Origin of the sequence: Streptomyces atratus (assembly GCF_900119365.1) — a bacterium.
Lineage (GTDB): Bacteria > Actinomycetota > Actinomycetes > Streptomycetales > Streptomycetaceae > Streptomyces > Streptomyces atratus_B.
The window spans coordinates 1-17,821 of the sequence record NZ_FPJO01000040.1 but is presented as its reverse complement, the minus strand read 5'-3'; the positions used below and the strand labels follow the sequence as shown (position 1 = coordinate 17,821).

The 17,821-nt window shown below is 68.9% G+C and carries 15 protein-coding genes; 11 read left to right on the top strand and 4 right to left on the bottom strand.

Annotation, left to right across the window (positions count from 1 at the left end; all coding sequences use genetic code 11):
• Positions 1-140 precede the first annotated feature (140 nt).
• Complete coding sequence (locus BT364_RS35510) at positions 141-491, top strand: hypothetical protein (protein ID WP_072489310.1); 351 nt, start codon at positions 141-143, stop codon at positions 489-491.
• Positions 492-541: 50 nt separating this feature from the next.
• Complete coding sequence (locus BT364_RS35505) at positions 542-847, top strand: WXG100 family type VII secretion target (protein ID WP_072489309.1); 306 nt, start codon at positions 542-544, stop codon at positions 845-847.
• A gap of 70 nt (positions 848-917) precedes the next feature.
• Here the strand turns inward: BT364_RS35505 and BT364_RS35500 are convergent, their stop codons facing one another.
• Entirely contained in the window at positions 918-1,151 is a 234-nt protein-coding gene (locus BT364_RS35500) for a DUF397 domain-containing protein (RefSeq protein ID WP_072489308.1), read from the bottom strand.
• A gap of 109 nt (positions 1,152-1,260) precedes the next feature.
• A complete protein-coding gene (eccCa, locus tag BT364_RS35495) occupies positions 1,261-5,220 on the bottom strand; it encodes a type VII secretion protein EccCa (RefSeq protein ID WP_072489307.1) in 3,960 nt (1,319 codons plus the stop codon).
• Between the two features lie 186 nt (positions 5,221-5,406).
• On the opposite strand from eccCa, the gene eccD reads away from it, so the two are divergent.
• The 6 genes from eccD to BT364_RS35465 all read left to right on the top strand — a co-directional run bounded on the left by eccD (position 5,407) and on the right by BT364_RS35465 (position 12,513).
• Entirely contained in the window at positions 5,407-6,888 is a 1,482-nt protein-coding gene (gene eccD, locus BT364_RS35490) for a type VII secretion integral membrane protein EccD (RefSeq protein WP_072489306.1), read from the top strand.
• A gap of 161 nt (positions 6,889-7,049) precedes the next feature.
• Positions 7,050-7,340, top strand: a complete 291-nt coding sequence (gene rpsO / locus BT364_RS35485; RefSeq protein ID WP_003965855.1) for a 30S ribosomal protein S15 — start codon at positions 7,050-7,052, stop codon at positions 7,338-7,340.
• Positions 7,341-7,675: 335 nt separating this feature from the next.
• On the top strand, positions 7,676-9,889 hold the full coding sequence (locus BT364_RS35480) for a polyribonucleotide nucleotidyltransferase (protein ID WP_072489305.1): 2,214 nt from the start codon (positions 7,676-7,678) through the stop codon (positions 9,887-9,889).
• Positions 9,886-11,265 carry a M16 family metallopeptidase gene (locus BT364_RS35475; protein WP_072489304.1) on the top strand — a complete coding sequence of 460 codons (1,380 nt, stop codon included), beginning with the start codon at positions 9,886-9,888 and terminating at the stop codon, positions 11,263-11,265. Before BT364_RS35480 ends, BT364_RS35475 begins: the two co-directional genes overlap by 4 nt.
• Positions 11,266-11,289: 24 nt before the next feature.
• Positions 11,290-12,042 carry a 4-hydroxy-tetrahydrodipicolinate reductase gene (gene dapB, locus BT364_RS35470; protein WP_072489303.1) on the top strand — a complete coding sequence of 251 codons (753 nt, stop codon included), beginning with the start codon at positions 11,290-11,292 and terminating at the stop codon, positions 12,040-12,042.
• Between the two features lie 12 nt (positions 12,043-12,054).
• The gene (locus BT364_RS35465; RefSeq protein WP_072489302.1) at positions 12,055-12,513 is read left to right on the top strand and encodes a tetratricopeptide repeat protein; all 459 of its coding nucleotides are present in this window, start codon (positions 12,055-12,057) and stop codon (positions 12,511-12,513) included.
• Positions 12,514-12,555: 42 nt separating this feature from the next.
• Here BT364_RS35465 and BT364_RS35460 read toward each other — a convergent pair whose 3' ends face one another.
• A complete protein-coding gene (locus BT364_RS35460) occupies positions 12,556-13,107 on the bottom strand; it encodes a hypothetical protein (protein WP_072489301.1) in 552 nt (183 codons plus the stop codon).
• Between the two features lie 94 nt (positions 13,108-13,201).
• Positions 13,202-13,441 (bottom strand): hypothetical protein, encoded by a 240-nt coding sequence (locus BT364_RS35455; RefSeq protein WP_072489300.1) that lies wholly within the window; start codon positions 13,439-13,441, stop codon positions 13,202-13,204.
• A 186-nt stretch (positions 13,442-13,627) separates the two neighbouring features.
• On the opposite strand from BT364_RS35455, the gene thyX reads away from it, so the two are divergent.
• From thyX to BT364_RS35440, 3 genes are all read left to right on the top strand, one after another.
• The gene (gene thyX / locus BT364_RS35450; RefSeq protein WP_072489299.1) at positions 13,628-14,365 is read left to right on the top strand and encodes an FAD-dependent thymidylate synthase; all 738 of its coding nucleotides are present in this window, start codon (positions 13,628-13,630) and stop codon (positions 14,363-14,365) included.
• Positions 14,366-14,517: 152 nt separating this feature from the next.
• A complete protein-coding gene (gene dapA, locus BT364_RS35445) occupies positions 14,518-15,417 on the top strand; it encodes a 4-hydroxy-tetrahydrodipicolinate synthase (protein WP_072489298.1) in 900 nt (299 codons plus the stop codon).
• 129 nt (positions 15,418-15,546) lie between these two features.
• Positions 15,547-17,232, top strand: a complete 1,686-nt coding sequence (locus tag BT364_RS35440) for a ribonuclease J (protein WP_072489297.1) — start codon at positions 15,547-15,549, stop codon at positions 17,230-17,232.
• Positions 17,233-17,821: the final 589 nt, after the last annotated feature.

The window sequence follows — 17,821 nt, the reverse complement described above, 5'->3', positions numbered from 1 at the left end:
CGAGTTCGAGCCACGGGAGTGCCGAGACGGTGCTTTCCCGGCCTGGACCTTCCCCATTCCTTTGCCGGAGCACATGGGAACGGAAGGATCCTGACCGTGACGGACGGACAGGCCAGGCAACCGAGAGATAGGACTTGCGGATGACCAGCCCCTCAGGCGGTTTCGGACTTGCCGACGATCCGATCGTCCAGGCGAAGAACAAGATCATCGAGACGGGCCGCGCGGTGTCCCGTCAGTCCAGGGAACTGGCCGACATCCTGGAGACGGTCGGCGCCGGATGGACGGGCGTCGGTGCCTCGGGGTTCAAGTCCGCGCAGCTGATGATCAACGAGGACCACGACCAGATCCGACGGCTCCTCGACGTCCTGCTCAACGCGGTGGAAGCCACCAAGAACCTCAGCAACGCCAACGACGAGGAGGTCCGTGCGGCCTTCAACGCGGTCAAGGAGTCGGCGCCGAACGCCAACACCTCCGGACTGAACAACGTCTGACCGGCGCCGCACCACCCCTTCCGCACCGCCGAGCACCGAGGAGAAGACACATGGGGCACGACCCGCACACCAAGGTCAAGTACGAGACCGTCCAGGAGATGGCCAACCGCATCCGCGCGGTGTCCAGGAACATCGTCAAGGACCTCGAAGAGATGGACGCCGCCCTCAAGGTCGTCACCGACACCTGGGACGGTGAGGCCCACGGTAAGTACGTGAGCCTGCAGGGCAAATACAAGGGCCGGGCGGAACACATGAAGGACCGCCTGGAGCAGGTCGCGAGGATCGTCGAGAACGGCAAGGACAGCTACCGCGCCACCGACCACAAGGCCTCGCTCGGCTTCACCGAGGCGTACTGACCGCGGCCACGCATACGGCAAGGAGGGGCACGCTCGCCCGAGCGTGCCCCTCCTTCCTCATGTGCACCGTCTACTTCAGGTCGAACTCGCCGTCCCGCGCGCCCAGGACGAAGGCCCGCCACTCGGCCTCGGTGTACCGCAGCACCGTCCCGGGATCCAGCGAGGACCGCATCGCCACCGCACCGCCCGGCAGATGAGCGATCTCGACGCGCTCCTCCGCCTCTTCGGTGCCGGGCGCGCTCAGCCACTCCACCCCCGAGATGTCGAGTGCGTACAGCTCGTCCTTCTCCTGCTGAGTACCCATCGGGCGCCTTCCTTCTCCTGCGGCGGAACGCTTCTCGGATCCTTCAGCAGACTATCTGCCGCCCACCGTCCCGGTGTACGGACAGCCGCTCATGTGCTACCGCACCGGATCAGCGCTGCTCCGGCAGCCGCCCGATCTGCACCAGCGGGTTCCCCCGGCGCCGCGAGGCGAAGTACCCGCGCCCCGGCGGCATCGCGTGCCCGCGCACCGTACCGATCAGATCGCCCTCGCCCGGGTCACCGGAAAGGACGACCCCCTGCGCGCCCAGCTCCTTGATGCGCTGCATGAACGCCTCGTACATCGACCGCGAGGCCCCGGCGGAGTTCCGCGCGATGACGAAGCGGACCCCGGTGTCCCGGGCGAACGGCAGGTACTCCGCCAGCGGGGCCAGCGGATTGCCCGCGTTCGTCGCCACCAGGTCGTAGTCGTCGACGATGATGAAGATCTGCGGCCCGGTCCACCAACTGCGGTCGCGCAGCTGCTGCGGAGTGACATCGGTCGGCGGCTGCCGGCGCGCGAAGACACCCGCCAGTGCCTCCATGTGCATCTGCATCGAGCTCGCCATCGGCGCGTACTCCAGCAGATGGCCCTCCGGCAGCGCACCAAGCAGCCCCCGCCGGTAGTCACCGACGACGAGCTTCGCCTCGTCGGGGGAGTAGCGCTCCGAGATCTGCTTCGCGATCAGCCGCAGCAGATTGGTCTTGCCCGACTCGCTCTCCCCGAAGACCAGGAAGAACGGATCGGTCTCGAAGTCGACGAACACCGGCTCCAGATCGGTCTCGTCGATGCCGATCGCGATGCCCCGCTGCGGGAACTCGAAGCCCTTCGGCAGCTGATCGGCCGGCAGCTTGCGCGGCAGCAGCCGCACGGGCGGCGCGGCGGGCCCCGCCCAGTTCGCCTTCACCGCCGCGACGAACGCGGCCGTGCCGTCGGAGAGATCCGTGGCGCTGCTGGAACCGTCGATACGCGGCAGCGCGCCCATGAAGTGCAGTTTCTGCGCCACTTGACCCCGGCCGGGGACACCGGCCGGCACATTGGCCGCGACCTTCCGGTCGAACTCGGAGTCCATGACATCGCCGAGCCGCAGCTCAAGACGGCCCAGCATCTGGTCCTTCAGCGCGGCCCGCACCTCCATGTAACGGGCGGCCGTGATCACGACATGGATGCCGTAACCGAGCCCGCGCGCGGCGATGTCGGTGACGACCTGCTCCAGCATCTCGTACTCGGACCGGAAACCGCCCCAGCCGTCCACCACCAGGAAGACATCGCCCCAGGGCTCGCCGGGCAGATCGCCCAGGGCGCGCCTGCGCCGGTAGGTGGCGATGGAATCGATGGAGTGGGCGCGGAAGAACTCCTCACGCCGGTTCAGCACTCCCGCGACCTCGGCGACCGTACGCCGCACCCGCTCCGGGTCCAGCCGCGAGGCCATCCCGCCGACATGCGGCAGATCCGCCAGCGAGACCAGACCGCCACCGCCGAAGTCCAGCCCGTAGAACTGCACTTCGTGCGGGGTGTGGGTGAGGGCGAACGACGAGATGAGCGTACGCACCAGCGTCGACTTGCCGGACTGCGGACCGCCGACGACCATCATGTGGCCCGCCGCGCCCGAGAAGTCCCGGTACAGCACCTCGCGCCGCTGCTCGAAGGGCTTGTCGATCAGCCCGAGCGGCACGGTCAGTCCGCCCGGACGGGTGTACTCCGTCGCCGTGAAGCCCCGCTCGGCGGTCGGCGCCAGCCCCGGCAGCAGCTGGTCCAGCGTCGGCGCCCGGTCCAGCGGCGGCAGCCACACCTGATGGGCGGGCACCCCCTGCCCCTCCAGCCGGCGCACGATCACATCGAGCACCGTGTCGGCGAGCGCGTCGTCGTCCGCGCCGGCCCGGGCGGCCACCAGATGCGCCGGGTCGGGCGCCGCGTACACCACCGGCACCTCAAGGGCGCTGAACAGCGCGGGACGCCGCTCGATCGGCAGCGCCCCCACCGGCAGTTCCGGGCCGCCCGTACGGTACGTCCCCGACACATAGGCCGCCTTGAACCGGGTCATCTCGTCCGTACCGAACTTCAGATAGCCGGAACCGGGCACCGATGGCAGGTGGTACGCGTCCGGCACACCGAGCGCCGTACGCGACTCGGCGGCGGAGAAGGTCCGCAGCCCGATCCGGTACGAGAGATAGGTGTCGAGACCGCGCAGCTTGCCCTCCTCCAGACGCTGCGAGGCCAGCAGCAGATGCACACCCAGCGAACGCCCGATCCGGCCGATCTGGATGAACATGTCGATGAAGTCGGGCTTGGCGGTGAGGAGTTCGGAGAACTCGTCGATGACCAGAACCAGCGAGGCCAGCGGCTCCAGCGCCGCACCCGCCGCCCGTGCCTTCTCGTAGTCGTGGATGTTGGCGTAGTTCCCGGCCGAGCGCAGCAGCTCCTGCCGGCGCTGGAGCTCACCGCGGATCGCGTCCCCCATGCGGTCGACCAGTGTCAGGTCGTCCGCGAGGTTGGTGATGACGGCCGCGACATGCGGCATGTGCGACATCCCGGCGAAGGTCGCCCCGCCCTTGAAGTCCGCGAGCACGAAGTTCAGCGTCTCCGAGGAGTGCGTGACCGCGAGCCCCAGCACCAGCGTCCGCAGCAGCTCGGACTTGCCGGAACCCGTGGCACCGACACACAGCCCGTGCGGACCCATGCCGTCCTGCGCGGCCTCCTTCAAGTCCAGCATCACCGGCTGACCGTCCTCGCCGATCCCGATCGGCACCCGCAGCCGCTCGGAGACCGACCGCGGCCGCCAGGTCCGCGCCACATCCACCGAGGCCGCGTCGCCCAGATTCAGCAGATCCGTGAAGTCCAGATTTGCCAGCAGCGGCTCGTCGTCGTCGCCCCCGCCCATCCGGAGCGGTGCCAGCTGCCGCGCCAGCGCCTCGGCCGCGGGCAGCGACATCCCGTCCGGCACACCCTCGTACGCCATCCCCGCACCCGACTCCAGCCGCAGCAGCCCCGGCCGCACCACCACCGACAGGGAGCCGCGCGGCTCGTCGAGCTCGCCCGGCACCACCTCGACGATCGTCACGCCCTGGATGCCCTCGGCCGCCGCGAACAGCGAGTCGGGCGGCACCATCCCACCGTCCAGCACCACCACGATGTGCGGCTGGTCCAGCAGCGGCTGGCTCTCCCGGCCGAACCGCGGCCGCCCCTCCAGCCGGCCCGCCAGCAACTGCTCCAGCTCCCCCAGGTCGTCCCCGAACAGCCGCTTCGTACCGGCCCCGTCGACCTGACCCGGCAGCTGCATATGCGGCAGCCACTTCGTCCAGTCCCAGCGTTCCACCGCACCCCGCGCCGCCACCACGGCGACCATCAGGTCCTCGGGGGAGTGCAGCGTCACGAGCTGGGCGACCAGCGCCCGCGCGGCCGACTGCACCTCCTCCGGCCGGCCGGAGACCGTCACGTGGTAGAACGCCCGCATCGACACGGCCATCGGCAGCCCGTCCAACGACCCGTGCACGGCGAGGAACCGCTGCATCGCACCCGCGCACATCGGCTCCAGTTCGTCCACCGGAGCGGTGTCGGGAGCGATCAGCGGAGTAGCCAGCTGCTGCGCCCCGAGTCCCACCCGGACCTGCCCGAAGTCCTTGTCACCGACGCGCCGTTCCCACACCCGGCTGCCCTCGGCGACCACCGACCACAACTGCTCCGGGGCCGGCTGCAGATACAGCTGCACATCCCGCTGGGTACGCGCCGTCCGGCGCACCGTACGCCGGGTCTGCGCCAGGTACTTGAGGTAGTCGCGCCGGACATCGGCCATTTGCCCCTGCGTACCGCGGCGGTAGCGGACCAGCTGCGCGACCACCATCCCGACGGTCGAGACCAGCATCAGCACACCCATGATCCGCATGAACGGAGGTGCCTGCGGCGAGAAGAAGAAGACCACCGACGACCCCATGCCGAGCACCGGCAGGATCTGCATCAGCATGCCCTCCTGCTGCCCGCGGGGCAGTTCCGGAGGGGACTCCAACGTCAACTCGTCAGCGGGGACTTCCGGTGGCAGTGCCCTCGGAGGTCGCTTCACGACGATCTGGCTCACCGAAACACCAATCCCTCGGTACGGACGGGCACAAGACCGGCCGAATGCGCACCGAAGCCCCCGTGGCTGCCATTGCTCGCGGACGTCACTCCGCGCGACGGCGATCCTACTTGCAGATGACCTGCCCCCCTCCCGGTAGGGTGGCGCGCGCACCGTGCGCAACCGCGAATCAGGGGGACCAGACACGTGAGTTCGACTGCAGCGACGGGCTTCTGCCGGGTGACCGTGGTGGCGCCCGACAGCCGGATCGATGTGGCCCTGCCGGAGGACATCGCCGTCGCGGACGTCTACCCGGAGATCCTCCGTCTCACCGGCCAGACCCAGGCAGCCGGAACCCCCACCGGATACCACCTCGTACGACGTGACGGCACGGTCCTCGACGGGGCGCGCACCCTCGCCGCCCAGCAGGTCCTCGACGGCGAACTCCTCAGCCTGCGCCCCTTCGCCCAGTCCCTGCCGCCCGCCGTCTTCGACGACGTCTCCGACGCCGTCGCCTCGGCCGTCACCCGCGACCGCCACCTGTGGAGCGACGAACTGCTGCGCGGCGCGGGCCTGGTCGGCGGTGTGCTGCTGCTCGTGCTGATGGGCTTCGTGCTCTGGTTCGCCGACCCGGTCAGGCACGACATGCACAGCCTGCCCGGCATCATCGCGGGCTCCGCCGGGCTGCTGCTGACCGCGTTCGCGGGGGTGCGCGCCCGGGTCTACGCCGACCGCTCCACCGCCGTCGCCCTCGGCCTCGGCGCACTGCCCCTCGTACTCATCGCCGGCTCCGGCATCATCGGCCCGGACGCCGGCCAGGGCCCCGGCAGGCTCCAGTTCCTGCTCGGGTGCGTCGTCGTCCTGATCGCCTCGGTCGCCCTGGTCGCCCTCACCCCGAGCGGCGACGCCCCGTTCGTCGCGGCCACCTTCCTCGCCACCGTCGGCACCCTGGCCACCTTCGTCGCCATCCTCACCGAGGCGTCGGCCACGCAGACGGCCGCCGTCTGCGCCCCGGTCGCCCTCGGCCTGGTCGCCTTCCTGCCCGGCCTCTCCGCCCGCTTCGCCCGGCTGCCCATCGGCTACGCGTCGCCGCGCACCGCCCCCGGCGGCTACGACGACAGCCTCGCCGACCCGTACGCCGAGCCCTCCGCCCAGGGCACCCCCGTCGACGCCGAGCGCATCGCGGCCCAGGCCCGCCGGGGCCACGAGATGCTGCTCGGCCTGGTCGGGGGCTGCGCGGCGGTCGTCGTCGGGTGCGGGGCCGTGCTCGGCTTCTCGGACAACGTCTGGGGCCAGCTCCTGGCCCTGGCCGCCGGACTCGCGATGCTGCTGCGCGCCCGCCTGTTCCGGTACACCTCGCAGGTCGCCTGCGTACTGGTGGCGGGCATCGGCACAGTCGCCCTGCTGGTCCTCGGCCTCTCCCTGAACCCGCCGACCGACCTGCTCTTCGACCTGGTCAGGTACGGGGACCGCAGCTCCCTGGACATCCGGACGATCTGGCTCTCCGCGGCCGTCGCCGCCGGGGCCGCGCTGCTCACCGCGATCGGCCTGATCATTCCGCGCAAGGGCCTCTCCCCGTTCTGGGGCCGGCTGCTCGACCTGACCGAGAGTGCCGTCCTGCTCTCGCTGGTCCCGCTCTGCCTGGCGGTACTGGACGTCTTCACCAGGGCAAGGGCCCTGACGAGCTGAGCCGCGGGGGCTGGTACGCTGTGTGACGGCCGTTTGTGTACGCCCTCCCGGATCATTCTGGGAGCTGCGCTCATCGGACCTTCGCCTCCGAGTCATGGAAGCTCCCCTGCGATCCAGACCAGGGGCACTCGTGGGCGCATCGAACATCAAGAGGAGTACGCGTGCCGCTCGACGCCGCTACGAAGAAGCAGATCATGTCCGAGTTCGCCCAGAAGGAGGGTGACACCGGATCCCCCGAGGTCCAGGTCGCGATGCTCTCCCGCCGGATCTCGGACCTGACGGAGCACCTCAAGACGCACAAGCACGACCACCACTCCCGTCGTGGTCTGCTGATCCTGGTCGGCCAGCGTCGCCGCCTCCTTCAGTACCTGGCCAAGAAGGACATCCAGCGCTTCCGTGCCCTGGTCGACCGCCTCGGCATCCGCCGCGGTGCGGCCGGCGGCGCCAAGTAGTTCGCCGTGAAGGGAGCGGTTCCCACCACTGAGGGGGGCCGCTCCCTTTGCTGTACGTACGATGGTGCGTACGCGCGCATGTACGGGATGTGACGGGCCCGCCCGCACGGCCGGAATGCCAAGCAGAACCGAATCTCAGTAACCTGGTCGGAGAACGACCGACAGACGAGCGAGAAGCAGACCTCCCCGCCGCCGGTCCTCGGTAGTGGCCCCCGGACTCATCGACCCGGGTGCTTCGATCGAAGACCGGCCCGCCGATGGAGGGCTTCTCCGCTACCGTCCCCCGCCACACGGGCGTGGGGGCGCGAAGACGCTATGTATCGGAGAAAACGCTAGTGGAGAACGAGACCCACTACGCCGAGGCCGTTATCGACAACGGAACCTTCGGCACCCGCACCATCCGCTTCGAGACGGGCCGCCTGGCCAAGCAGGCCGCCGGCTCCGCCGTTGCGTACCTGGACGACGACACCATGGTGCTGTCGGCCACCACCGCTTCCAAGAAGCCCAAGGACCAGCTCGACTTCTTCCCCCTCACGGTGGACGTCGAGGAGCGGCAGTACGCCGCCGGCAAGATCCCCGGCTCCTTCTTCCGTCGTGAGGGCCGGCCCTCCGAGGACGCGATCCTCACCTGCCGCCTGATCGACCGCCCGCTGCGCCCCTCCTTCAAGAAGGGCCTGCGCAACGAGATCCAGATCGTCGAGACGATCATGGCGCTCAACCCCGACCACCTGTACGACGTGGTCGCGATCAACGCCGCCTCCTGCTCCACGCAGCTGGCCGGCCTGCCCTTCTCCGGCCCGGTCGGCGGCACCCGTGTCGCCCTGATCAAGGGCCAGTGGGTCGCCTTCCCGACGCACACCGAGCTCGAGGACGCCGTCTTCGACATGGTCGTCGCCGGTCGCGTCCTGGAGGACGGCGACGTCGCGATCATGATGGTCGAGGCCGAGGCCACCGAGAAGACCATCCAGCTCGTCAAGGACGGCGCCGAGGCCCCCACCGAGGAGGTCGTCGCCGCCGGTCTGGAAGCCGCGAAGCCCTTCATCAAGGTCCTCTGCAAGGCCCAGTCGGACCTCGCCGCCAAGGCCGCCAAGCCCACCGGCGACTTCCCGGTCTTCCTGGACTACCAGGACGACGTCTTCGAGGCGCTCGCCGCCGCCGTGACGTCCGAGCTGGCCCAGGCGCTCACCATCGCCGGCAAGCAGGACCGCGAGGCCGAGCTGGACCGCGTCAAGGAGATCGCCGCCGAGAAGCTCCTCCCGGCCTTCGAGGGCCGCGAGAAGGAGATCTCCGCCGCGTACCGCGCGCTGACCAAGAAGCTGGTCCGCGAGCGCGTCATCAAGGACAAGGTCCGCATCGACGGCCGCGGCGTCACGGACATCCGTACGCTCGCCGCCGAGGTCGAGGCCATCCCGCGGGTGCACGGCTCGGCGCTGTTCGAGCGTGGCGAGACCCAGATCCTGGGCGTCACCACCCTCAACATGCTCCGCATGGAGCAGCAGCTGGACACCCTCTCCCCGGTGACCCGCAAGCGCTACATGCACAACTACAACTTCCCGCCGTACTCCGTCGGTGAGACCGGCCGCGTGGGCTCGCCCAAGCGCCGCGAGATCGGCCACGGAGCGCTCGCCGAGCGCGCCATCGTGCCGGTGCTGCCGACGCGCGAGGAGTTCCCCTACGCGATCCGCCAGGTCTCCGAGGCGCTGGGCTCCAACGGCTCGACGTCCATGGGCTCGGTCTGCGCCTCCACCATGTCGCTGCTGAACGCCGGTGTGCCGCTCAAGGCCGCCGTCGCCGGTATCGCCATGGGCCTGATCTCCCAGGAGATCGACGGCAAGACCCACTACGTCGCCCTCACCGACATCCTCGGTGCGGAGGACGCCTTCGGTGACATGGACTTCAAGGTCGCCGGTACGAAGCAGTTCGTCACCGCGCTCCAGCTCGACACCAAGCTCGACGGCATCCCCGCCTCGGTCCTGGCCGCCGCGCTGAAGCAGGCCCGCGACGCCCGCCTCCACATCCTCGACGTGATGAACGAGGCCATCGACGTCCCGGACGAGATGTCCCCGAACGCCCCGCGGATCATCACCGTCAAGATCCCGGTGGACAAGATCGGTGAGGTCATCGGCCCCAAGGGCAAGATGATCAACCAGATCCAGGAGGACACCGGCGCCGACATCACGATCGAGGACGACGGCACCATCTACATCGGTGCCGCCGACGGACCGGCCGCCGAGGCCGCCCGCGCCACGATCAACTCGATCGCCAACCCGACCATGCCGGAGGTCGGCGAGCGCTACCTGGGTACGGTCGTCAAGACCACCACCTTCGGTGCGTTCGTGTCCCTGATGCCGGGCAAGGACGGCCTGCTGCACATCTCGCAGATCCGCAAGCTCGCCGGTGGCAAGCGCGTGGAGAACGTCGAGGACGTGCTCGGTGTCGGTGCCAAGGTCCAGGTCGAGATCGCCGAGATCGACTCCCGCGGCAAGCTCTCCCTGATCCCGGTCATCGAGGGTGAAGAAGACGAGAAGAAGGACGACGCCGCCAAGTGACGTCCCGTAGTTCCGTGACGACGGCCCGCGCCTCCTCCGAGGCGCGGGCCGTCGCCCGTACCCAAACGCTTCTCAAGGGCACCAACGGCATCGGTACGGTCCGCCGCACCGTCCTGCCCGGCGGCCTCCGGGTCGTCACCGAGACCCTGCCCTCCGTACGCTCCGCCACCTTCGGCATCTGGGCCAACGTCGGATCACGCGACGAGACCCCCACGCTGAACGGCGCGACGCACTACCTCGAACACCTCCTCTTCAAGGGCACCGCCAAGCGCAGCGCCCTCGACATCTCCGCCGCGATCGACGCGGTCGGCGGCGAGATGAACGCCTTCACGGCGAAGGAGTACACCTGCTACTACGCGCGGGTCCTCGACACCGACCTGCCGCTGGCCATCGATGTCGTCTGCGACATGCTGACCGGCTCGCTGATCACCGCCGAGGACGTCGACGCCGAGCGCGGCGTCATCCTCGAAGAGATCGCGATGACCGAGGACGACCCGGGCGACTGCGTGCACGACCTGTTCGCGCACACCATGCTCGGCGACACCCCCCTCGGCCGCCCGGTCCTCGGCACCGTCGACACCATCAACGCGCTCGACCGCGGCCGGATCGCCCGCTTCTACAAGAAGCACTACGACCCCACGCACCTGGTCGTCGCCGCCGCCGGCAACATCGACCACGCCACGGTCGTACGCCAGGTCCGCAAGGCGTTCGAGCGGGCGGACGCCCTGTCCCGCACCGACGCCGTCCCGGTCGCCCCGCGCCACGGCTCCCGCAAGCTGCGCACCGCGGGCCGCGTGGAGCTCCTGAACCGCAAGACCGAGCAGGCCCACGTCGTCCTCGGCGTGCCCGGCCTGGCCCGCACCGACGAGCGCCGCTGGGCGCTGGGCGTCCTCAACGCCGCCCTCGGCGGCGGCATGAGCTCACGTCTCTTCCAGGAGGTACGGGAGAAGCGCGGCCTCGCCTACAGCGTGTACTCGTACACCTCGGGCTTCGCCGACTGCGGACTTTTCGGGGTGTACGCCGGCTGCCGGCCCAGCCAGGTCCACGACGTCCTCAAGATCTGCCGGGACGAACTCGACCGGGTGGCGTCCGAGGGACTGAACGACGAGGAGATCGGCCGCGCGATCGGGCAGCTCTGCGGCTCCACGGTCCTCGGCCTGGAGGACACCGGCGCGCTGATGAACCGCATCGGCAAGAGCGAGCTGTGCTGGGGCGACCAGATGTCGGTCGACGACATGCTGGCCCGGATGGCACAGGTCACCCCCGACGACGTCCGCGCCGTCGCGGACGAGGTCCTCGGACACCGTCCCTCCCTCTCCGTCATCGGCCCGCTCAAGGACAAGCAGGCCGACCGCCTCGAAGAAGCGGTCTCCTAACCCCACCGTTAAGGAAGCAGAGCAATGAGCAAGCTGCGCGTGGCCGTTCTCGGCGCCAAGGGCCGGATCGGATCCGAGGCGGTACGAGCCGTCGAGGCCGCCGACGACATGGAGCTGGTGGCCGCGCTGGGCCGCGGCGACAAGCTGGAGACCCTCACGGAATCCGGCGCCCAGGTCGTCGTCGAGCTCACCACCCCCGCGTCCGTGATGGACAACCTCGACTTCTGTGTCCGGCACGGCATCCACGCCGTGGTCGGTACGACGGGCTGGTCCGAGGAACGGCTCGCGCAGCTGAACACCTGGCTCGCCGACTCCCCGGAGACCGGTGTGCTCATCGCGCCGAACTTCTCCATCGGCGCCGTGCTCACGATGAAGTTCGCGGAGCAGGCCGCCCGCTACTTCGAGTCCGTCGAGGTCGTCGAACTGCACCACCCCAACAAGGCCGACGCCCCGTCGGGCACCGCCACCCGCACCGCCCAGCTGATCGCCGAGGCCCGCAGGAAGGCCGGCTGCGCCCCGCAGCCGGACGCCACCACCACGGCCCTGGACGGCGCCCGCGGCGCGGACGTCGACGGGGTCCCGGTCCACGCGATCCGGCTCCGCGGCCTCCTCGCCCACCAGGAAGTGCTGCTCGGCGGCGAGGGCGAGACCCTCACCATCCGCCACGACTCCCTGCACCACAGCAGCTTCATGCCGGGCATCCTGCTCGGCGCACGCCGTGTGGTGACCACTCCCGGCCTCACGTTCGGCCTGGAACACTTCCTCGACCTGAACTGACTGAGCCCTGCCATGCGCGCAAAGATCACTTACTTCGTCACCGCCGCCGTCCTGGTCTTCTACTTCGTCCTGGTCGGCAGCCGTGGCGTGCTGCTCATCCGGCACGGCACACTGCTGACGGTCACCTTCGGGGTCGCGGTGCTGATCCTGCCGGTGATCGGCGTCTGGTTCCTCTGGAAGAACACCCAGTTCGTGTCGCGGGCGAACGCGCTGGCCGCGGAACTCGACGCGGAGGGCGGTCTGCCGGTCGACGAACTGGTCCGCACCCCGTCCGGCCGCATCGACCGCGACTCGGCCGACGCGGTGTTCGCCCGCCGCCGCGAGGAGACCGAGGACTCCCCGGACGACTGGCGCTGCTGGTTCCGCCTCGCGGTCGCCTACCAGGACGCCAGGGACACCCCGCGGGCCCGGAAGGCCATGCAGCGGGCCATCGCCCTGCACATGAAGGACGCCCGGCCCAGCACGTCCTGAACGGGCGTGCCGGACCGGGCGTCCCGGTCGTTCGAAGGGGGCTCAGACCCGCCGGTACTCGTCCCCCCACGCCTCCACCGTGTCGGCCGCGCGGTCGAAGGCCTCGGCCCGCGTCAGGAAGTCGGCGTTGCTGTCGGTGAGCAGCGGCGGAATCGCCTGGCCACCCTGGCGTACGACGATCAGCGCCTGTCCCTGCACGGTGCGGGGGAACCCGAGCCACTTCACGGGCTGCTGCACCGTGCGGACGGCCGTGACCTGGTTCCACGGCACGGTCTTCGTCGTGAAGAAGCCCACCCGGCGTACGCCGTGCTGGCTGACCCAGGTACCGACCCGCAGCAGCCGCAGTGCGCAGACGATGACCACGGCGGCGACCGCCAGGCATACGACCGCGCCCGGCAACGCCCCGGCGAACGCGATGACCATTCCCGCGAGCAGGACGAAGGACGCGAGCAGCAGCAGGAAGGCCGCAGCCGCGACCCGCCAGGGGCCGGGACGGTACGGACGCCGCCAGCTGTCGTGGTCGTCGAACGGCAGCGCGATGTCCTCGGCGCTCGCGTCAAACGCGCGGTCGGCCGTCAGAAAGGGCAGGGGCACGACTGATCCTCACTCACAAACACGCTCGATTGCTGTGCCCGGTGAGGCTACCGAGGAGATCACCGACCCGACCACCCCAGGGGGCCCGTACGAGTCAGTGCCCGTGGGCGGCCTCGGTCTGCTCGGCGTGCGAGGAGCTCTGGGCGGGGCTGAGCGCCGGCAGGCCGAGGATCAGCGACCCGACGAGGCCGGCGACGATCGTCAGCCCGACGAGGGAACGGCCGGCCAGCTGGGAGACGCTGGCGCGCTCCCGCGGGGGCGGCGTGACGTTGCTGCGGAATCGGTCGCTCTCGGCCACGAACGAGAACGGGACGGCTTCACGCCGGCGGAACATGAGGAAGGTCTCCTTGAACTCTGTTTCGGATGCTGCTAATGAGTCAGACGCACAACAGGCCCGTTAGGTGCCCCGAATCGCCGAATTCGTCGAAGAAATCCCTGGAAGGCCCTTCCGGACCCGGTTGTCAGTGGCGGCCCGTAGAGTGGACGCCGCCCGAGCGACGCAACTGGAAGGACCCCGCCGGTGACCGAGACCCCCGAGCCCGCAAAGCCCAGCTTCCGCAGCGATGTAACCGTTGAGCTGGTGAAACACGCCGCGGGCGACTCCGACGTCCTGTTCGCGGCCCGCGTCTCCACGGCCGGTGAGCAGTCCCTGGAGGAGGTCACCAAGGACCCCGAGCGCTCCAAGGGACTGATCAACTTCCTGATGCGCGACCGCCACGGCAGCCCGTTCGAGCACAACTCGATGACCTTCTTCATCAGTGCCCCGATCTTCGTGTTCCGCGAGTTCATGCGGCACCGCGTCGGCTGGTCGTACAACGAGGAATCGGGCCGCTACCGGGAGCTGGAGCCGGTCTTCTACGTCCCCGACGCGTCCCGCAAGCTCGTCCAGCAGGGTCGGCCCGGCAAGTACGAGTTCGTCGAGGGCACCCAGGCCCAGCAGGAGCTCACCGGCCGCGTCATGGAGGACTCCTACCGCCAGGCGTACGAGGCGTACCAGGAGATGCTCGCCGCGGGAGTGGCCCGCGAGGTCGCCCGCGCCGTGCTCCCCGTAGGCCTCTTCTCCTCGATGTACGCCACGTGCAACGCCCGCTCGCTGATGCACTTCCTCGGCCTGCGTACCCAGCACGAGCTGGCGAAGGTGCCGTCGTTCCCGCAGCGCGAGATCGAGATGGTCGGCCAGCAGATGGAGGAGCACTGGGCCCGGCTCATGCCGCTCACCCATGCAGCCTTCAACAAAAACGGACGCGTAGCCCCGTAAGCGGTGTCCGTATTGCAGCCTTTCGTGAAGTTCATCTAGGCTGATCAAACGGACCCGGCACTGCTTGAACCCCCGAGCAGGCAGTGCCGGGCTCCTATCGCTTGTCCCCCCGAGGGGGCATTGGGCGCTGAGCAGCGAGTAGCGTGTTACCCATGGCTCCGATCTCCACTCCGCAGACCCCCTTCGGGCGGGTCCTCACCGCTATGGTCACGCCCTTCACGGCGGACGGCGCACTCGACCTCGACGGTGCCCAGCGGCTCGCCGCCCATCTCGTGGACGCTGGCAATGACGGCCTGGTCGTCAACGGCACCACCGGCGAGTCCCCGACCACCAGCGACGCGGAGAAAGACCAGCTCGTAAGGGCGGTACTGGAAGCCGTGGGGGACCGGGCCCACGTCGTCGCAGGCATCGGCACCAATGACACCCGTCACAGCATCGAGCTCGCCCGTACGGCCGAACGCTCCGGTGCCCACGGACTCCTCGCGGTGACGCCGTACTACAACAAGCCGCCGCAGGAAGGCCTCTTCCGCCACTTCTCGGCCATCGCCGACGCCACCGGTCTGCCGGTGATGCTCTACGACATCCCCGGCCGCAGCGGTGTGCCGATCGACACGGAGACGCTGGTCCGGCTTGCCGAGCACCCGCGCATCGTCGCCAACAAGGACGCCAAGGGCGACCTCGGCCGCGCCAGCTGGGCCATCGCCCGCTCCGGCCTCGCCTGGTACTCCGGCGACGACATGCTGAACCTTCCGCTGCTCTCGGTCGGTGCCATCGGATTCGTCTCCGTCGTCGGCCATGTCGTCACTCCCGACCTGCGCGCCCTCATCGAGGCGTACACCGGCGGAGACGTCCAGAAGGCCACGGAGATCCACCAGAAGCTCCTGCCGGTCTTCACCGGCATGTTCCGCACCCAGGGCGTGATCACCACCAAGGCCGCACTGGCCCTGCAGGGCCTCCCCGCGGGCCCGCTGCGCCTCCCCCTGGTGGAACTCACCGCTCAGGAGACGGCACAGCTCAAGATCGATCTCGCGGCCGGCGGGGTAGAGCTGTAACCACAGACTTCACAACTGAATAAGCGAAGAACATTCGCAAGAGCGACATCACAGACAACAGCAAGTGCACGAATGACATGCGCGCCACGTGCCCAAGCGGTACGTGGCGTGCGTGGTAAGGAGAGTCTTTTGAGTCATCCGCATCCCGAACTCGGCACCCCGCCGAAGCTCCCGAAGGGCGGCCTCCGCGTCACCCCGCTCGGCGGCCTCGGCGAAATCGGCCGCAACATGACGGTCTTCGAGTACGGCGGCCGCCTGCTCATCGTCGACTGCGGCGTCCTCTTCCCCGAGGAGGAGCAGCCCGGAATCGACCTGATCCTGCCGGACTTCACCACCATCCGGGACCGTCTCGACGACATCGATGGCATCGTCCTCACGCACGGCCACGAGGACCACATCGGTGGTGTCCCGTATCTGCTGCGCCTGAAGCCGGACATCCCCCTCATCGGCTCCAAGCTGACCCTCGCGCTGATCGAGGCGAAGCTCCAGGAGCACCGCATCCGTCCGTACACCCTCGAAGTGGCGGAGGGCCAGCGCGAGCGCATCGGCGTGTTCGACTGCGAGTTCGTCGCGGTCAACCACTCCATCCCGGACGCCCTCGCGGTGGCCATCCGCACGCCCGCGGGCATGGCCGTTGCGACCGGCGACTTCAAGATGGACCAGCTCCCGCTGGACGGCCGGCTCACCGACCTGCACGCCTTCGCCCGGCTGAGCGAGGAAGGCATCGACCTCCTCCTCTCCGACTCGACGAACGCCGAGGTCCCCGGCTTCGTACCGCCCGAGCGGGACATCTCCAACGTCCTGCGCACGGTCTTCGCCAACGCCCAGAAGCGCATCATCGTGGCGAGCTTCGCCAGCCACGTCCACCGCATCCAGCAGATCCTCGACGCGGCACACGAGTACGGCCGCAGGGTCGCCTTCGTCGGCCGCTCGATGGTCCGCAACATGGGCATCGCCCGTGACCTCGGCTATCTGAAGGTCCCCGCGGGCCTGGTCGTCGACGTGAAGACCCTCGACGACCTGCCGGACGACGAGGTCGTGCTGGTCTGTACGGGATCCCAGGGCGAGCCGATGGCCGCGCTGTCCCGGATGGCCAACCGCGACCACCAGATCCGGATCGTCCAGGGCGACACGGTGATCCTCGCGTCGTCCCTGATCCCGGGCAACGAGAACGCGGTCTACCGAGTGATCAACGGCCTGACCCGCTGGGGCGCCAACGTCGTCCACAAGGGCAACGCCAAGGTCCATGTCTCGGGCCACGCCTCGGCCGGCGAGCTGCTGTACTTCTACAACATCTGCAAGCCGAAGAACCTGATGCCGGTCCACGGCGAATGGCGCCACCTGCGGGCCAACGCCGAACTGGGCGCGCTCACCGGCGTACCCAAGGACCACATCGTCATCGCCGAGGACGGCGTCGTCGTCGACCTCATCGACGGCAAGGCCAAGATCGTCGGCAAGGTCCAGGCGGGCTATGTGTACGTCGACGGCCTCTCGGTCGGCGATGTCACCGAGACCTCGCTCAAGGACCGCCGCATCCTCGGTGACGAAGGCATCATCTCGGTCTTCATCGTGGTCGACAGCTCCACCGGCAAGATCGTGGGCGGCCCGGACATCCACGCCCGTGGCTCCGGCATCGACGACTCGGCATTCGGCGCCGTCGTGCCGAAGATCGAGGACGCGATCAACAAGTCCGCCCAGGACGGTGTGCTGGAGCCCCACCAGCTCCAGCAGCTGGTCCGCCGCACGGTGGGCAAGTGGGTCTCCGACACCTACCGTCGGCGCCCGATGATCCTTCCGGTCGTCGTCGAGGTCTGACGCCGTCCGGTGTGAACTGAGGAGCGGGGCCCCCGATTTGCATTGGGGCGCCCCGCTCCAGTACGTTTACGGCTCCGCCTGACCGGGAAGCACCGCGCACACCTGTGTGCAGTGAGCCTCCCGACGGGGCGGGAATTCCGACTCAGAACTTCTGATAAAGTCGGGTCCGCCGAAAGGCAAGGCCAATCCAAAGGCCACCGGAATTCAAATTCGGACCGGAAACGGAACGAAAATGAGTCTGGTAAGATTGGAAGTGCCGGAAAGGGAAACGCGAAAGCGAAGAACTGGAAAGCGGAGCAGGACCCGCTTCGACCGGGAATCGGACACGAAAGAGTCTGATAGAGTCGGAAACGCAAGACCGAAGGGAAAAGCCCGGAGGAAAGCCCGAGAGGGTGAGTACAAAGGAAGCGTCCGTTCCTTGAGAACTCAACAGCGTGCCAAAAGTCAACGCCAAATATGTTGATACCCCGGCCTGCTTCGGCAGGTTGGAGGTTCCTTTGAAAGTCCCACGGGGTCACTGACCCGGTGGGCAATTACACAGCGAGGACGCTGTGAACGACCGGTCTTATTCCGTCCGGTCGTTCCGCTC

Coding starts and splice junctions, on each gene's coding strand:
- BT364_RS35510 (WP_072489310.1), top strand. CDS start 141: ATGACCAGCCCCTCAGGCGGTTTCGGACTTGCCGACGATCCGATCGTC.
- BT364_RS35505 (WP_072489309.1), top strand. CDS start 542: ATGGGGCACGACCCGCACACCAAGGTCAAGTACGAGACCGTCCAGGAG.
- BT364_RS35500 (WP_072489308.1), bottom strand. CDS start 1,151: ATGGGTACTCAGCAGGAGAAGGACGAGCTGTACGCACTCGACATCTCG.
- dapB (WP_072489303.1), top strand. CDS start 11,290: ATGAGCAAGCTGCGCGTGGCCGTTCTCGGCGCCAAGGGCCGGATCGGA.
- BT364_RS35465 (WP_072489302.1), top strand. CDS start 12,055: ATGCGCGCAAAGATCACTTACTTCGTCACCGCCGCCGTCCTGGTCTTC.
- BT364_RS35455 (WP_072489300.1), bottom strand. CDS start 13,441: ATGTTCCGCCGGCGTGAAGCCGTCCCGTTCTCGTTCGTGGCCGAGAGC.
- dapA (WP_072489298.1), top strand. CDS start 14,518: ATGGCTCCGATCTCCACTCCGCAGACCCCCTTCGGGCGGGTCCTCACC.